This is a genomic window from Bacillus sp. MT94, from assembly GCF_058792475.1.
On record NZ_JBXAEZ010000006.1, the window covers coordinates 11,962 to 26,942 of the forward strand.

At 34.5% G+C, this 14,981-nt stretch carries 15 protein-coding genes and 1 riboswitch; of the genes, 13 read left to right on the forward strand and 2 right to left on the reverse strand.

Going from position 1 to position 14,981, the window contains the following annotated elements; translation table 11 throughout:
- The first annotated feature begins 200 nt into the window (after positions 1-200).
- From rluB to AC1Q51_RS21075, 8 genes are all read left to right on the forward strand, one after another.
- Positions 201-929: a 23S rRNA pseudouridine(2605) synthase RluB gene (rluB, locus tag AC1Q51_RS21040; RefSeq protein WP_000440553.1), complete on the forward strand. Its 729-nt coding sequence runs from the start codon at positions 201-203 to the stop codon at positions 927-929.
- A 106-nt stretch (positions 930-1,035) separates the two neighbouring features.
- The gene (gene resA / locus AC1Q51_RS21045) at positions 1,036-1,557 is read left to right on the forward strand and encodes a thiol-disulfide oxidoreductase ResA (protein WP_000742194.1); all 522 of its coding nucleotides are present in this window, start codon (positions 1,036-1,038) and stop codon (positions 1,555-1,557) included.
- 121 nt (positions 1,558-1,678) lie between these two features.
- A complete protein-coding gene (resB, locus tag AC1Q51_RS21050; RefSeq protein ID WP_000910517.1) occupies positions 1,679-3,304 on the forward strand; it encodes a cytochrome c biogenesis protein ResB in 1,626 nt (541 codons plus the stop codon).
- A gap of 14 nt (positions 3,305-3,318) precedes the next feature.
- The gene (gene resC / locus AC1Q51_RS21055) at positions 3,319-4,476 is read left to right on the forward strand and encodes a cytochrome c biogenesis protein ResC (protein ID WP_000250087.1); all 1,158 of its coding nucleotides are present in this window, start codon (positions 3,319-3,321) and stop codon (positions 4,474-4,476) included.
- A gap of 302 nt (positions 4,477-4,778) precedes the next feature.
- Positions 4,779-5,495, forward strand: a complete 717-nt coding sequence (gene resD, locus AC1Q51_RS21060) for a DNA-binding response regulator ResD (protein WP_000426861.1) — start codon at positions 4,779-4,781, stop codon at positions 5,493-5,495.
- On the forward strand, positions 5,495-7,270 hold the full coding sequence (gene resE, locus AC1Q51_RS21065) for a sensor histidine kinase ResE (RefSeq protein WP_000964683.1): 1,776 nt from the start codon (positions 5,495-5,497) through the stop codon (positions 7,268-7,270). The genes resD and resE overlap by 1 nt, the downstream gene beginning before the upstream one ends.
- Positions 7,271-7,406: 136 nt before the next feature.
- A complete protein-coding gene (locus tag AC1Q51_RS21070) occupies positions 7,407-7,988 on the forward strand; it encodes a cob(I)yrinic acid a,c-diamide adenosyltransferase (protein WP_000781271.1) in 582 nt (193 codons plus the stop codon).
- An 83-nt stretch (positions 7,989-8,071) separates the two neighbouring features.
- Entirely contained in the window at positions 8,072-8,686 is a 615-nt protein-coding gene (locus AC1Q51_RS21075; RefSeq protein WP_000866227.1) for a peptidoglycan DD-metalloendopeptidase family protein, read from the forward strand.
- Positions 8,687-8,840: 154 nt separating this feature from the next.
- Here AC1Q51_RS21075 and AC1Q51_RS21080 read toward each other — a convergent pair whose 3' ends face one another.
- Positions 8,841-9,527 carry a hypothetical protein gene (locus tag AC1Q51_RS21080; protein WP_000711798.1) on the reverse strand — a complete coding sequence of 229 codons (687 nt, stop codon included), beginning with the start codon at positions 9,525-9,527 and terminating at the stop codon, positions 8,841-8,843.
- 248 nt (positions 9,528-9,775) lie between these two features.
- Positions 9,776-9,915: riboswitch (FMN riboswitch) on the forward strand.
- A 162-nt stretch (positions 9,916-10,077) separates the two neighbouring features.
- On the opposite strand from AC1Q51_RS21080, the gene AC1Q51_RS21085 reads away from it, so the two are divergent.
- A complete protein-coding gene (locus AC1Q51_RS21085; RefSeq protein ID WP_000810856.1) occupies positions 10,078-10,656 on the forward strand; it encodes an ECF transporter S component in 579 nt (192 codons plus the stop codon).
- A 121-nt stretch (positions 10,657-10,777) separates the two neighbouring features.
- On the opposite strand, the gene AC1Q51_RS21090 is transcribed toward AC1Q51_RS21085, so the two are convergent.
- Complete coding sequence (locus AC1Q51_RS21090; protein WP_001151993.1) at positions 10,778-11,026, reverse strand: ferredoxin; 249 nt, start codon at positions 11,024-11,026, stop codon at positions 10,778-10,780.
- Between the two features lie 298 nt (positions 11,027-11,324).
- Between AC1Q51_RS21090 and AC1Q51_RS21095 the strand changes: the two genes are divergently transcribed.
- The 4 genes from AC1Q51_RS21095 to AC1Q51_RS21110 are packed head-to-tail and all read left to right on the forward strand — an operon-like array spanning position 11,325 to position 14,970.
- Entirely contained in the window at positions 11,325-12,386 is a 1,062-nt protein-coding gene (locus AC1Q51_RS21095; protein WP_001167017.1) for a YpbB family protein, read from the forward strand.
- Positions 12,376-13,905 carry an ATP-dependent DNA helicase RecQ gene (recQ, locus tag AC1Q51_RS21100; RefSeq protein WP_016082279.1) on the forward strand — a complete coding sequence of 510 codons (1,530 nt, stop codon included), beginning with the start codon at positions 12,376-12,378 and terminating at the stop codon, positions 13,903-13,905. Before AC1Q51_RS21095 ends, recQ begins: the two co-directional genes overlap by 11 nt.
- The gene (locus AC1Q51_RS21105; RefSeq protein ID WP_001025783.1) at positions 13,905-14,468 is read left to right on the forward strand and encodes a CPBP family intramembrane glutamic endopeptidase; all 564 of its coding nucleotides are present in this window, start codon (positions 13,905-13,907) and stop codon (positions 14,466-14,468) included. Before recQ ends, AC1Q51_RS21105 begins: the two co-directional genes overlap by 1 nt.
- Positions 14,469-14,490: 22 nt before the next feature.
- Positions 14,491-14,970 (forward strand): LysM peptidoglycan-binding domain-containing protein, encoded by a 480-nt coding sequence (locus AC1Q51_RS21110; protein ID WP_016513096.1) that lies wholly within the window; start codon positions 14,491-14,493, stop codon positions 14,968-14,970.
- The last annotated feature ends 11 nt before the right edge of the window (positions 14,971-14,981 follow it).

The window sequence follows — 14,981 nt, forward strand, 5'->3', positions numbered from 1 at the left end:
TTTGACAAAATGATGAACTTTTATTGTGAGAAATATGAAAAATATGGACAATAATAAAGGATAAAAACATGATTTGACCTTTATATGTTTAATATCATCGCTATGTTGTTTAAGTGAGATGGAGCGAATAACCGTAAAGCGTATGCGGTTGCCAAGTCTTTCTAATGTAAGGTAAGATAAATTCGAGGTGAAAAAAAGAAATGGAACGATTACAAAAAGTGATTGCGCAAGCAGGTATTGCATCGAGAAGAAAGGCTGAGGAATTAATTCAGCAAGGAAAAGTGAAAGTTAACGGAAAAATAGTGAAAGAGTTAGGAACAAAAGTAACTCCTCAAGATAAAGTAGAAGTAAATAACATCCCTCTTGAAAAAGAAGAACCTGTTTATTTTTTACTATATAAACCAACTGGTGTAATTTCAAGTGTATCAGATGATAAAGGTAGAAGTGTTGTAACAGACTTTTTCCCTGAAATTACACAACGTTTATTCCCAATCGGACGTCTAGATTATGATACGTCAGGAGTATTATTAATGACAAACGACGGGGACTTCGCAAATATATTAATGCATCCTAAATATAAAGTTGAAAAAACGTATGTTGCAAAAATAAAAGGCCCATTAACAGGTGAGAAAATTCGCATGTTAGAACGCGGTGTTGCACTAGAAGACGGTAAAACAGCACCAGCACATGTGAAAATTATTTCTTGGGACAAGCGTAAAGAAATGGCTATTGTACAATTAACAATTCATGAAGGACGTAACCGTCAAGTACGTCGTATGTTTGAAGCGTTAGACTGTAAAGTAGTGAAATTAAAACGTGAACGTTATGCTTTCTTAGAAGTAGGAAGCCTGCGACCTGGTGATGCGAGAGAATTGACACCACATGAGGTGAAACAATTACGCGCGCTTGCTTCTACAAAGCCAAGATAAGCTATAGAGTTAAAAATTCACCAGTGGAGTGCTCTGCTGGTGATTTATTCAATACAACATTTACAGAAGATAATACATAACATTTACCGAGGAGAGGAGAGGTAATATGAAGAAAAATCGCTTATTATTTCGCGTTATTATTCTACTCATTTTATGTGGTGCTGTAGGATTTACCCTTTATCAAGGATTCTTTGCTAATAAAGAGAAAATGCAAATCGGAAAAGAAGCACCTAACTTTGTTGTGACGGATTTAGAAGGGAAGAAAATTGAACTAAAAGATTTAAAGGGAAAAGGTGTATTTTTAAACTTTTGGGGTACGTGGTGTAAACCTTGTGAAAAAGAAATGCCTTATATGAATGAATTATATCCAAAGTATAAAGAAAAAGGCGTTGAAATCATAGCGTTAGATGCGGATGAAACGGATATTGCAGTAAAGAACTTTGTGAACCAATATGGTTTGAAATTCCCAGTTGCTATTGATAAAGGACAAAAGATTATAGGAACATATGGAGTAGGTCCATTACCGACAAGCTTTTTGATTGATAAAGATGGAAAAGTAGTGGAGCAAATTATAGGTGAACAAACGAAAGAACAGTTAGAAGGGTATTTAAAGAAAATTACTCCGTAATAAAGAAAGCCTTTACATAAGAGGTGCGTGTCTATAGTGCCTCTGGTTTAAAAATTCTGAGTATTGCGGTAACTCGAGGTTAGAATATACAATAGTACATATAGAGACAGGGGCGGTGAGAGTGTTGAAAGAAATTAAATGTGAATGTGGACATGTTAATCCGATAGGAACCGTTTTTTGTGAAGCTTGCGGGAAACCATTTGAAAGCAATGAAAATGCAAAACTATTGGATATGCGCTATGAGGGGAGTGCACGGAGATCTCTCACGCAAACAAAAACGATAGTCGATAAAATTTGGAGCTTTTTCTCTTCTGTAAAAGTGGGTGTATGGCTAATCGTAATAACTTTAGCTGCATCAGCGATAGGAACTATTTTTCCGCAAGAAATGTACATAACTCCAGGGATTGCACCAGCTGAATATTATAAACAAGAATACGGATTTTTAGGGCAATTATACTATCAATTAGGATTTAATAATTTATACGGTTCATGGTGGTATATGATTTTGATTGCTTCTATCGGTATTTCACTTGTGATATGTAGTTTAGACCGCGTTATTCCACTTTATAAAGCTTTAAAAAAGCAAGGCGTAAAAAGACATCCTAGCTTTTTAAAGAGACAGAGATTATATGGGACTGGTACACCGAAAGATGGTGACCTGGAAAGAGTGCAAAAGAATTTAAAGAAAAGAAACTATAACGTGAAAGTGGAAGACGGAAACGTTTTAGCAGAAAAGGGACGCTTCTCGCGTTGGGGTCCATATGTAAATCATATCGGTCTTATTATCTTTTTATTCGGTGCGATGCTTCGTTTTTTACCGAGTATGTACGTAGACGAAGCACTTTGGTTACGTGATGGTGAAACGAAAGAAATACCAGGGACGGATGGACAATACTACTTAAAAAACGAGAAATTTATAAAAGAAGTTTATGATAAAAGTAAGGACAAGGAAGTTTTTGAGGAAGCGATTGATCGTGTAGGCGATAAAATGATTGCGAAAAACTTCCAAACGAATGCTGTATTATATAAAGCTGTGGGCGAAAATATAGCAGGGCAAAAACCAAAGTTGGAAAAAGTAAAAGAAGCGGAAATTCGAGTAAATGAACCACTGAAATTTGATCAATTTGCAGTGTATCAAGTGGATTATAAAGAAAGTGAATTTAAAAGTATGTCCTTCAACTTGCAAAATAAAGAAAATAATCAAAAATGGGGACCGATTAAAGTAGATTTAACGAATCCTAAGGAAAAATATGATTTAGGAAATGGTTATTCTCTAGAACTATTAAGCTATTTTCCTGATTTTTATTTCGATGAGAATGGAAAACCAAATACAAAAACGAAATTACCGAACAATCCTGCATTTGTATTTAAAATGTTTACACCTGAAACACCAGATGGTGAAGTGAGTTTTGTTGGTATTCAGCAAAATATAGAACCTGATGGAAACAACAAATATAAAATGTCGTTTGCAGGTGTTGAAATGCAAAATGCAACAGCACTTACTGTAAGAAAAGATTTAACGCTTTGGATTCTCGGTATTGGAGGGTTTATATTTATGGTTGGTGTCATTCAAGGTATGTATTGGAATCATCGCCGTATTTGGATACAACGTGTTAATGATGAATGGTGGATTGCAGGGCATACGAATAAAAATTGGTTCGGTTTAAAGAAAGATATTGAAAGAGTAATAGAAGGTACAGCAATTCCACAGCCAAATGATAAAGTAATCGATAAAAAAATTAGTTAAGGTGGGGAAACGATATGGTGCAAATAAGTAGTAACTTTCTCTTTACCGCATTTATTTTATATTTAATTGCGACTCTATTTTTTGGTGGAGCCATTAAAGAAAAGGGTCATAAATGGGCAAATGTAGGAATAACAATTACAATTTTAGGGTTTATAGCACAAACAGTATATTTTGTTACAAGGTGGATCGCATCAGGGCACGCACCAGTTAGTAACTTTTTTGAATTCGGTACATTTTTCGGCATGATGCTTGTAGGAGCATTTATTGTAATGTATTTTATGTACCGTGTAAGTATAATTGGACTATTTGCATTACCAGTTGCGCTTTTATTAATTGCCTATGCAAGTATGTTTCCGAGGGAAATATCTCCGCTTATTCCATCTTTAAAAAGTAATTGGTTACATATTCACGTGACGACTGCAGCAGCAGGACAAGCAATTTTAGCGATTAGTTTTATTACGGGCGTTATGTATTTATTAAAAAATGTAGATCAATCAACGAGAAGTAAACGGACATTTTGGCTAGAGACGGTAGTATTTACACTTGTTTGTACAGTTGGATTTATTGGAGTAACAACGGTATTTTCTAGTATGAAATATGAAGCGAAGTTTCAATGGGTTGATAAAAATGAACAGCAACTGGAAATGAAGTACAATCTTCCGGCTTTAGTTGGACCGCATGAAGGGAAGTTACTGACAGAAAATAAATTAGAACCGGCAGTTGAAGTTCCAGCGATTGTAAATGCGAAGAAATTAAATACTGTTATTTGGTCAGTGTTAGTTGGAACATTACTTTATATTGTATTAAGACTTGTTTTACGGAAGCGAGTATCGGCAGCACTTCAGCCGTTAGTAAAGAATACGAATAGTGATTTACTAGATGAAATCGGATATCGATCTATTGCAATTGGATTCCCAGTTTTCACATTAGGAGCGTTAATTTTTGCAATGATTTGGGCTCAAATAGCGTGGACGCGTTTTTGGGGCTGGGATCCGAAAGAGGTTTGGGCACTTATAACGTGGCTCTTTTATGCTGCAGTACTACATTTACGATTATCTAAAGGGTGGCATGGAGAGAAATCAGCTTGGCTTGCAGTAATTGGTTTTGCAATTATTATGTTTAACTTTATTGTAGTAAACTTAATTATTGCCGGTTTACATTCATATGCATAGAGAAATAAAATAGGAGAGTGCATGTCACTTTCCTATTTTATTTTTGTCAACTTTTCTTCTTTTTTGAGAAAAACATGACAAAGTAGCGGTTGATTTTGTAAAATGATGTCGAGGACATTATATACTGTTCAAAAAAAATACATAGTTTTGGAAAAAAATTGAACAAAATTTATTATTCTTGTGAAGCATAATATGGGAAGTGAAACATTTAGAAGATTGCTTAAATAAACGAGAATAGCGCAACATAATAGTAAAGAAGGGTAGGTGTGAACCGCTGAAGTGAGAGTACGCAGCGGGTAGAGATGGAAAATGAATCAAGAATTTTAATTGTAGATGATGAGGATCGTATTCGTCGTTTATTGAAAATGTACTTAGAAAGAGAACAATACACAATTGAAGAAGCAGATAATGGTGATACAGCTTTAGAAATGGCGTTACAAAATGATTACGATTTAATCTTATTAGATCTTATGATGCCTGGTAAAGATGGCATTGAAGTATGTAAAGGGGTTCGTGAGAAGAAAGCGACACCAATTATTATGCTGACAGCAAAAGGTGAAGAAGTAAATAGAGTACAAGGATTTGAAGTTGGAACAGATGATTATATTGTAAAGCCATTTAGTCCACGTGAGGTCGTGCTACGTGTGAAAGCGGTATTACGTCGTGCTGTACCAACAACATTCTTTACACAAGATACAACGACAAAAGATGTTACTGTATTCCCGCACTTAACAATTGACAACGATGCACACCGTGTTACTGCAGATGGTAATGAAGTAAACTTAACGCCGAAAGAATATGAGTTACTATTATTTTTAGCGAAAGCTCCTGATAAAGTATTCGATCGTGAGCAACTGTTAAAAGAAGTATGGCAATATGAATTCTTCGGAGATTTACGTACAGTTGATACACATGTAAAGCGTTTACGTGAGAAGTTAAGCAAAAAATCACCAGATGCAGCGAAAATGATTGTTACTGTTTGGGGTGTAGGTTACAAATTTGAGGTTGTGAACGACTGATGCTTTGGAGAAGTGTAGTAGGGAAGTTATGGATGACCATATTACTTCTCGTTTCGTTTGTTCTTGGATTTGTTGCGATTTTACTTTCACAGTTTTTTAGAACGTATTATGTTGATATGAGTGAAGCTAGGCTTCAAAAAGTCGCAACAAGTGTTTCAGAGTTAATTGAAGAAGGTGCCGATGTAAAAACGATTGAGAATATCGCTTACAAATTCTCTGATCCACTTTCAAGGATTATTATTGTAGAAGATGGTAAAGAAATCTCTTCTTCACCGAAACAAGAAGGCTTAGTCACTCTTACAATGGATGACTTAAAAGAAGATAAAGAATTAGCGGCTGTGTTTACAGACAAAAAAGAAATTAAGAATAACATTAGAAAAGCCTCTAATAGTAGAAAAAATAAAAATACTGAAAATGATATTATGATTGTCGGAAAACCAGTGCAATCAAAAAATCAAAGTGCAGTGTTTGTATACGAATCTTTACAAGTGCCGATACAAGGTATGGAAAGAACGACTGATTTTATATTCTTATCAGCAGGGATTGCGATTATATTAACAACTTTCTTTGCATTCTTCTTATCTACTCGAATTACAGCACCACTTCGTAAAATGCGTGAGGTTGCTTTTGAAGTGTCGCGTGGGAAGTTTGATGCAAAAGCCCCTATGGTATCTCAGGACGAGATTGGTGAGCTTGCAACGGCCTTAAATCAAATGGGGAAACAGTTGAAGTTTAATATGAATGCCCTGCAGCAAGAGAAAGAACAGTTAGCAAGTATTTTGAGTAGTATGGCAGATGGGGTTATTACATTAAATCAAGAAGGTGAAGTTGTAGTAATCAATCCGCCGGCTGAACATTTCTTACAAGTTTGGCAAGAAGAAAAAGAGATAGAGCTCAGTAAAAAACTGCCTTCTGAACTTGTTGAACTATTCCATCTCGTTGTAGAAAGCGAACAACAACAAGTTGTTGAAATTAATTTACAAAAAGGGAACTATGTAGTTCTTATGACGCCGCTCTACAATCAAACGAAAATTCGCGGGGCTGTAGCAGTACTGCGAGATATGACGGAAGAACGTCGTCTTGAAAAGATGCGTCAAGACTTTATTGCGAATGTATCGCATGAACTTCGTACACCGATGGTCATGCTGCAAGGGTATAGTGAAGCAATTTTAGATGATATTGTGCAAACGAAAGAAGAAATTAATGAGTTTGTTCAAATCATTTATGATGAATCCGTTCGTTTAGGTAAACTTGTAAATGAATTATTAGATTTAGCACGCATGGAAAGTGGTAATGTAGAGTTACATATAGGTGAAGTGGACATACATCCGTTTGTTGAAAAAATTGGTCGTAAATTCCAAGGGATTGCAAAGGATAAAGAAGTTGAACTAACAGTTGATTTCAAAAATCCAATTGAACAATACCCGTTTGATGCAGATCGTATGGAACAAGTATTGACGAATTTAATTGATAACGCAATACGTCATACGAACGCAGGCGGACATGTAACACTTGTAATTGATACGAAAAATAATGGTCTCATTTTTGAAGTACAAGATTCGGGCGTTGGTATTCCAGAAGAAGATATTCCATTTTTATTTGATCGTTTCTATAAAGCTGATAAAGCAAGAACACGTGGAAAAAAAGGTGGAACAGGACTCGGGCTTGCGATTGCGAAAAATATTGTTCAAGGCCATGATGGTAAAATTTCTGTATCAAGTGTTGTTGGAGAAGGAACTACATTCTCTGTCTATTTACCGAATCGTATAATTTAGATATACGTTTTTAAAGTTGATAATGAATAAAGTTCTGCTGTTTTTTATTTTTTTGTAAACTCAATTAAATAAAGAATGGTAGAACTTTTTTCTATGTTGCTCGAATAAAGAATAACAAGAGAGGTGCTGTGAAGAAATGAAATTATATACAAAAACAGGAGATAAAGGAACGACAAGTGTAATAGGTGGTAGGGTTGATAAAGATGATATCCGTGTGGAAGCGTATGGAACAATAGACGAGGCGAATTCTCATATCGGATATGCAATGACTAAACTACAAGGCGGGCCTTTCGGAGATATTTACAATGAACTTGAAACGATTCAACATGAACTATTTGATTGCGGGGGAGACTTGGCGATAGTAGGTGAGAAGATACCTTATAAAGTAAAAATTGAAATGGTCGAAAACTTAGAAAGTAGGATTGATTCGTATATAGAAGAAGCACCGCCGCTAGAGCGCTTTATTTTACCAGGTGGAAGCGAGTCGGCAGCTGCTATTCATATTGCACGTACAGTTGTAAGGCGAGCAGAACGATGTATCGTGTCCTTACAAAAAGAAGGAAAAATAAATGAAGTTGTTCTAAAGTATGTAAATAGATTATCTGACTATTTATTTGCAGTAGCTAGAGTAATAAACGCTCGATTACAAGTAAAAGATGTAGAGTATAATCGCAGTGCAATCGTTTTTCGTGATAAGAAAGAGAAGGAAGTGGAGTGATTCACTTTCTTTTTTGTATACTTTTTTCTGTAATATACCAAAATAGAGAAGGTATGGTGGTAATTAGAAAACGGAGGATGTATATGAAAGTTTTAAAATACGGCATTATGTTATTGACAGTACTGTTTTTATCTCAATTACATGTGTACGCAGAGGGAAATCAATGGGCATGGCCTGTTGAAGGACAGATAAGTGATTATTTTGGGACAAGACACGGAAAACACTACGGTATAGATATAGCGGCACCGATCGGCACGCCTGTGTCAGCTATTCAAGAAGGGAAGGTAACAAAGTCTTATTATTCAAGTAGTTATGGAAACGTTATATTTATTAAACATGGAGAATATGAGGCTGTGTATGCACATTTAAATAAGAGATATGTAGTTCAAGGGGATTATATTTCAAAAGGAGAAAAAATTGGAGAAGTAGGGAACACGGGAGAATCGCGAGGTGCACACTTACATCTAGAACTTCATCAAGGAAGATGGACGATGGCGAAAAAGAATGCGATGAACCCATTGCTTGTTTTAAGTGAACAAAGAAATGAAGTTGTTTCTTCATCATTATATGTCGTACAAAAAGGGGATACTTTAGTTAGTATTGCACGGAAATTTAGTATGACACTTAAGGAAATTAAAGAAAAAAATGGATTGCAGCAAGAGCTAATTTATCCTAATCAACAATTATATGTTAAGTAAAGGCAACGTCTCAAAAATTAAACTTTGAATATTCTTAAATAAGGTTCAATGTAAATGAAATTATATGGGCGCTTCTCCTAGAAGTATTGAGTGAATTAGAGTATCTATATTTAAAAGAAAACCGTCCCAAAATTTATTTTGGGACGGTTTTCTTTTACCAAAAAATAAAGACACATATAAATCCAGAAATAGCTAAATAGCTATATAAGTAAAAAACTTTTGTTCTTGTTTTCTCTTTTGTTCGAAACAGTACGATAGTCGGTTCAATTAAACCGATTGTCAAACAAAGTAGGCCAAGAAGCATACAACCAATCGAAATAGAATACAGGGCGATTTGTGGTGCTTGAAATGGAATCATCCATTTTAATAAAAATGCAATAAGTGCAGTGTAACAAATGCTACCGATGTATTTATTCAGTGGTGTATTAGAACGAAAGCCAGGAAGTTTTTTTAAGAAAGAGCGGGAAACAACTTCTGTTTGTAAAGATGTATGCTCTTCAATAATTTTTTGAGCTTCTTTTCCTTTTTGAAAAAGAGATAAGATCCAATTTCGCTCACCCTGAAAAATAAATTGAGAAGTTGTCAAATAGTGATCAATCTTCACTTTACTCCAACTCTTCCACGGATGACGCTCACACAATTTTAATTTACTTTCTGTTTTCTTATCATACTGATAAATACTGATGCCATCTTCATCGAAAGTAGCATAGTATGTCTCGTTTGAGAATGTGCCTAAATCAATTGGGCAGTAGAAAAGTAATTCTTTTTTTAAGTAAAAGTATTCTTTTCTTAAGTTTTTTTTCATTGCTTCTCGAATAGAATGTCTCTTTTCTTTTTTCATGACATTTCCTCCATAACTCAGAAAATGTTCTTATCTTAACAATTCAATATCTTATCACTTTTAATTATATATGACTAGGTAATTCAAAAGAGAAATGCCGAATAATAAAAAATATGGATTGTATTGTAAAATATTTCGCAATTCATTTGTTGTTACGAAAAATAAATAACTAATTTTAAATAAGTTACAATTTTTTAGTTCACAATGTTATAAGGTTGTTGTATAATGAAGGGGAAAATAGAATATCGGTCTATCTTCGGGGCAGGGTGAAAATCCCGACCGGCGGTGATGAACTATTTATGATTTTGTTCTAAGCCCGCGAGCCGTTAAGGCAGGATTTGGTGTGATTCCAAAGCCGACAGTATAGTCTGGATGGGAGAAGATGGAGGTTCAAGCGTTCAAAAAAGATATGGATTTGAACGTCTGTTTGATGTGCCTTAAATTCTCCCTTTGTGTAAAACACAAAGGGTTTTTTCGTTCTATGAAAAAATAGGCATAGCAGAACCTTTCCACTTTCCATGAGATGATCGATGGAAAAGGAGAGAGAAAGATGAAACAAAAAAACAGTGTAGTGCAGATGGTGAGTGTAGCGATGCTAAGTAGTATTGCATATTTACTAATGATGTTGGATTTCCCGTTCCCAGGGCTTCCGCCATTTTTGAAAATTGATTTTAGTGATGTACCAGCTCTAATTGCAGCAATTATCTTTGGACCAGTAGCAGGAGTGATTGTAGAGGCGATAAAGAACATTTTACATTACGGGATTCAAGGAAGTTTAACAGGAGTACCAGTTGGAGAAATTGCAAACTTTATTGCAGGATGTTTATTTATTGGACCAGCAGCTTTCTTATTTAGAAAGTATCGTACTGTGAAGAGTTTAACGACAGGATTAATGCTAGGGACAATTACAATGGCACTTATTATGAGTGTATTAAACTACATCATCATATTCCCGGCTTACACTTGGTTTTTAAATTCACCGGCTATGTCTAGCGAAGCTATCAGAACAACGGTTGTAACGGCAATCTTACCATTTAATTTAATTAAAGGAATTGTTGTAACAATTGTATTTGTAGCATTATTCTCACGCCTGAAAGTATGGGTGTTTGCAAAAATGAAAAATGCATAATATATATTAAAACCATTAGTAGTGTGGAACTACTAATGGTTTTTTATTAAGGAAAATAAAATTTAGATACAAAAAACGCCCCTCATCAATATGAGGGGCGTTTTTTGAAGTTAATAAAAGACTATTCGAATTTTAAAGCGTCTCCGTCGAATGATTCGTCAGCAACTTTAATTGAGTCAGTTGGACAGCCTTCGAATGCATCCATCATATCTTCAATTAATACATCTGGAATTTCAACGATACCTTGGTTATCGTCTAATGTTACAAATGCAATACCTTCATCATCATAGTCATAAATGTCTGGTGCAGCAGCGCCACAAGCACCACATGCAATACAAGTATCTTTATCAACGATTGTATATTTTGCCATCTTTTTTCCCTCCTGATAATATGTATGTGAAAAGCTCGCCATAAAAATTATAACCTTATTGTAAAACGGTTTGTGAAACTTTTCAACATAAAATTATAATGATAATGCTTATCAATTAGAGTGTCAACTTATTTTTGAATTATGTCATAAGATTTTCAAAATACGTAAATGTGATTTCGTTTGATACAATAGAATATATACAAGTATATAGTTCTTATATGATAAGTTTAATGAGCGACAGTAGATAGTGTAATTGTACTGAAAAGAATGAAGTTAAGATTGGAAGGTGGAAGCGGTCATGCAAATACAATATACTTTGTTGCATTGTTTAAAACAATTGAATGGTGAAAGAACCGTTTCTTCTATTTATTATTTACTAAAGGGCAAACGTTCTTCGCAAACTTTACAAGATGGAAATATGTTCCGGATTTCTTTTTTATTCGGAATATATAAATCATTAAATAGAAATGACTATGATGGTGAAGTTGTAAAGTTGTTGCAAGCGGATTTTATTCAAGAAATACATGAAAATACATATGTGTTAACACCTACGGGTAAAATGCAGTTACATAAATGGGAGGAAGTTTATGCTTTTCCAGCACATTTGCATGGTTTACATTATGGTGAATTAGGTGAAACATTTTGGAAAAGATTATCATTGATTATTCAAACCATATCAAATTTACAACAGAATAATACGAAGTTTATCCCAATTCAACAAGATACAGAAATAATGATGTGGGTAAAACGTTTTCTAACAGGAAGGCCATATAAAAGAAGTGAGTTGGCGAGGAAACTATGGACGGAAGTACATAATCTTTTGGAAAAGAGTAATGCGATAGAAGCGACGATTGTAACATATCGACTAACGGGCTATGAACGTATTGGTTGTACATTGCAACAATTAGCAGAAATTACAAAACAAGATATATTCAGGGTGTATTTTTTATTTTGGGGTACAATGCATTTCTTTATACAAGAAGTTCGTGATAAAGAAAATGAATTTCCACTATTAGCTGAAATTATATCTTATCCAAATGAGAGAGCTGAATTATTTAGTTTATCCACGAAAAAAACATATAATTTTTGGAGACAAGGGCGTTCTTTAGAAGAAATAGCGACGATTCGGAATTTAAAGGTTGCAACGATAGAAGATCATTTTGTTGAAATTGCTTTGCGAGAAAAAGATTTTTCTATTGAAATGTTTATGGAAAAAGAAAAGATAGACAAAGTAATAAAAGTAATTGAAGCATTACAAACGCGGAAGTTACGTGTTTTGAAACAAGCTGTTGGAGAAGATATCTCTTATTTTGAAGTTCGTCTTGTATTAGCACGGATGGAGGGTGTAAATGAAACTTGAAGAATATTTATATAAGTGGTTTGGATATTCTGAATTTCGTCCAGGTCAAAAAGGAGTTATTACAGATTTATTAGAAGGAAAAGATGTGATAGCAATGCTTCCGACTGGAAGAGGGAAATCTATGTGCTATCAGTTTCCGGGGCTTATGCGAGAAGGAACAGTGCTTGTTGTATCACCGTTATTATCTTTAATGGAAGATCAAGTGACACAATTAAAGTATGTTGTGAAAAACCGAGTGATAGCATTTAATAGTTTTCGGACATTAAATGAAAAAAGAGAAGCGATGAAAAAATTATCTTCATATAAATTTATTTTTGTTTCACCAGAGATGTTACAGTCGGAGTTATTAATTAGGGAATTGAAGAAAATTCATATTTCATTATTTGTTGTTGATGAGGCTCATTGTATTTCTCAATGGGGTTATGATTTTAGACCGGACTATAAGAAACTAAATGTAGTTATTGAAAATATTGGTTCTCCTACAGTATTAGCATTGACAGCCACAGCGACAAAAGGGGTACTACAAGATATCGCAGACAGTTTAAATTTAAAGGGTGCCGCGGAACATGTATACTCTATTGACCGTCCTAATATTGCAATGGAGGTGCAATTTGTAGAGACGATAGAAGAAAAGAAAGAGGCGCTTTTGGAGCAGGTGATGTATTTACAAGGGCCGGGAATTGTATATTGTTCAAGTAGAGCGTGGACAGAAAGGTTAACGGAATACTTGAGAGGAAAAGGTGTTACTGGTGTAGCTTTTTATCATGGTGGTATGGAACATGAAGAGCGTATGTTAATTCAACAACAGTTTATGAACGATCAATTGCAGCTTGTAATATGTACAAGTGCATTTGGTATGGGGGTAAATAAGGCGAATACGCAATATATTATTCATTTTCATTATCCAACTAATATAGCTTCTTACTTACAAGAAATCGGAAGAGCTGGAAGAGATGGCGAACCGAGTATAGCTATTTTATTGTGTAGTCCGTTGGATCATGATTTACCAATTTCAATCATTGAGGATGAATTGCCAAGTAAGTCGCAAATACAATTTTTATTTTCTTTACTACAAGAAAGAATGTTTCAAACGAAAGAATTACCAATAGAAGATGTAGAAGAAATTTGTTATAATGCAGCAAGATTTAATGAGCAATATTGGCGTTTCGTTCGTTATCATCTCGAACAGGTTGGAATTATACAACAACGAAGATTATTATTAGAGGGTTTGTCAGATGAAATTATGAACCGATTAATAGCTGAAGTAGAAATAAGGTTGCGTAATAAATATAGTGAGCTAGAAAATATGAAGTCATGGATACGAGTTAAAGGATGTAGACGTGAATATGTGTTGCAACAGTTCGGTTATAGGAAAGAGAAAGAGTTAAATAATTGCTGTGATTATTGTGGTATTACAAAAGAAGATTATAAAAAAAGACGAGCGCAACAATCGGATTTCGACTATAATTGGGAAACAGAGTTACAAAAGCTTTTCGGCCTAGAAAAGATGGGGGAATGATGAACATTCAAAGGCATAATGTTGAAGATATGAGTCCGCAGGAAATAAGGCTGAATCTATATATAACACAGTTAATTATTATCGGTATTGGCTGTTTACTAGCATATATATTATTTCAAGATGTAAAAGAAGTGTTTAATTTATGGAGATGGGAACCAGTATCTATACTTATTATAGGTGGTTTGTTAGCGATTGGTATTGTGTTATTAGATTATGTTGCAATGCGAGTGTTTCCAGAGTCTTGGTTTGATGATGGTGGTATTAACGATAAGATGTTTCGAGGAATGTCGGTTCTGCATTTACTCATTATTACGTTCGTAATCGGTTTTGCAGAAGAATTTTTATTTAGAGGTGTAGTGCAGACTCATTTTGGAATTGTAATTGCGAGTTTCGTATTTGCAGTGTTACATATTCGTTATATAACAAAGCCATTTTTGTTTTGTTTCGTCTGTTTCATTAGTTTTGTCTTTGGTTATGTATTTGAATGGACAGGGAATTTGTTTATAACAATCTTTGCACACTTTCTTGTTGATTTTATAATGGGACTCCAATTAAGAAAATAAATGGAAGGTGGTGGTGAACAACATGAGGAAACGAATTCCTGATTTTGAAGAGGAATTAGAAGTTGAGCGAGTAGAAGAAAAAGAAAGTTTACCGCCGCGTAGTGAAATTCATAGAAATAAAGAGAAAAAACAAAAGTTTAAAATAAATCATATTTTCGTCCGGGTTTTAACATTTCTATTCATTCTGCTGCCGATTAGTATTTTGTGGTATACGGATAAATATATTCAGGTGAAGGGCGATAGTAATAATGCCGGGAAAAGTGCGTTTGAAGTAATCTTCTTTGATTCAGCTAAATCTGAGTCGCAGAAACAGTCTGAAAAAGCGATAACGCATACTGTGAAAGAGGGAGAAACTTTAGAAAGTATAGCGAAGCAATATTTTTTAGATGAAAATGGGGTTGAAGTAATTAAAAAGTATAATAACTTGCAAGAAGATGAAGTGAGTGCAGGTCAAGAATTAAAAATTCCGATAAAAGATAAGTCCACAAAGCAAGAGAGCTAGTGAATTAGGCG

Bases quoted from the DNA above. Each gene is read 5' to 3' on its own strand.
- rluB (WP_000440553.1), top strand. From the start codon at position 201: ATGGAACGATTACAAAAAGTGATTGCGCAAGCAGGTATTGCATCGAGA.
- resA (WP_000742194.1), top strand. From the start codon at position 1,036: ATGAAGAAAAATCGCTTATTATTTCGCGTTATTATTCTACTCATTTTA.
- resC (WP_000250087.1), top strand. From the start codon at position 3,319: ATGGTGCAAATAAGTAGTAACTTTCTCTTTACCGCATTTATTTTATAT.
- resD (WP_000426861.1), top strand. From the start codon at position 4,779: ATGGAAAATGAATCAAGAATTTTAATTGTAGATGATGAGGATCGTATT.
- resE (WP_000964683.1), top strand. From the start codon at position 5,495: ATGCTTTGGAGAAGTGTAGTAGGGAAGTTATGGATGACCATATTACTT.
- AC1Q51_RS21070 (WP_000781271.1), top strand. From the start codon at position 7,407: ATGAAATTATATACAAAAACAGGAGATAAAGGAACGACAAGTGTAATA.
- AC1Q51_RS21075 (WP_000866227.1), top strand. From the start codon at position 8,072: ATGAAAGTTTTAAAATACGGCATTATGTTATTGACAGTACTGTTTTTA.
- AC1Q51_RS21080 (WP_000711798.1), bottom strand. From the start codon at position 9,527: ATGAAAAAAGAAAAGAGACATTCTATTCGAGAAGCAATGAAAAAAAAC.
- AC1Q51_RS21085 (WP_000810856.1), top strand. From the start codon at position 10,078: ATGAAACAAAAAAACAGTGTAGTGCAGATGGTGAGTGTAGCGATGCTA.
- AC1Q51_RS21090 (WP_001151993.1), bottom strand. From the start codon at position 11,026: ATGGCAAAATATACAATCGTTGATAAAGATACTTGTATTGCATGTGGT.
- AC1Q51_RS21095 (WP_001167017.1), top strand. From the start codon at position 11,325: ATGCAAATACAATATACTTTGTTGCATTGTTTAAAACAATTGAATGGT.
- recQ (WP_016082279.1), top strand. From the start codon at position 12,376: ATGAAACTTGAAGAATATTTATATAAGTGGTTTGGATATTCTGAATTT.
- AC1Q51_RS21105 (WP_001025783.1), top strand. From the start codon at position 13,905: ATGAACATTCAAAGGCATAATGTTGAAGATATGAGTCCGCAGGAAATA.
- AC1Q51_RS21110 (WP_016513096.1), top strand. From the start codon at position 14,491: ATGAGGAAACGAATTCCTGATTTTGAAGAGGAATTAGAAGTTGAGCGA.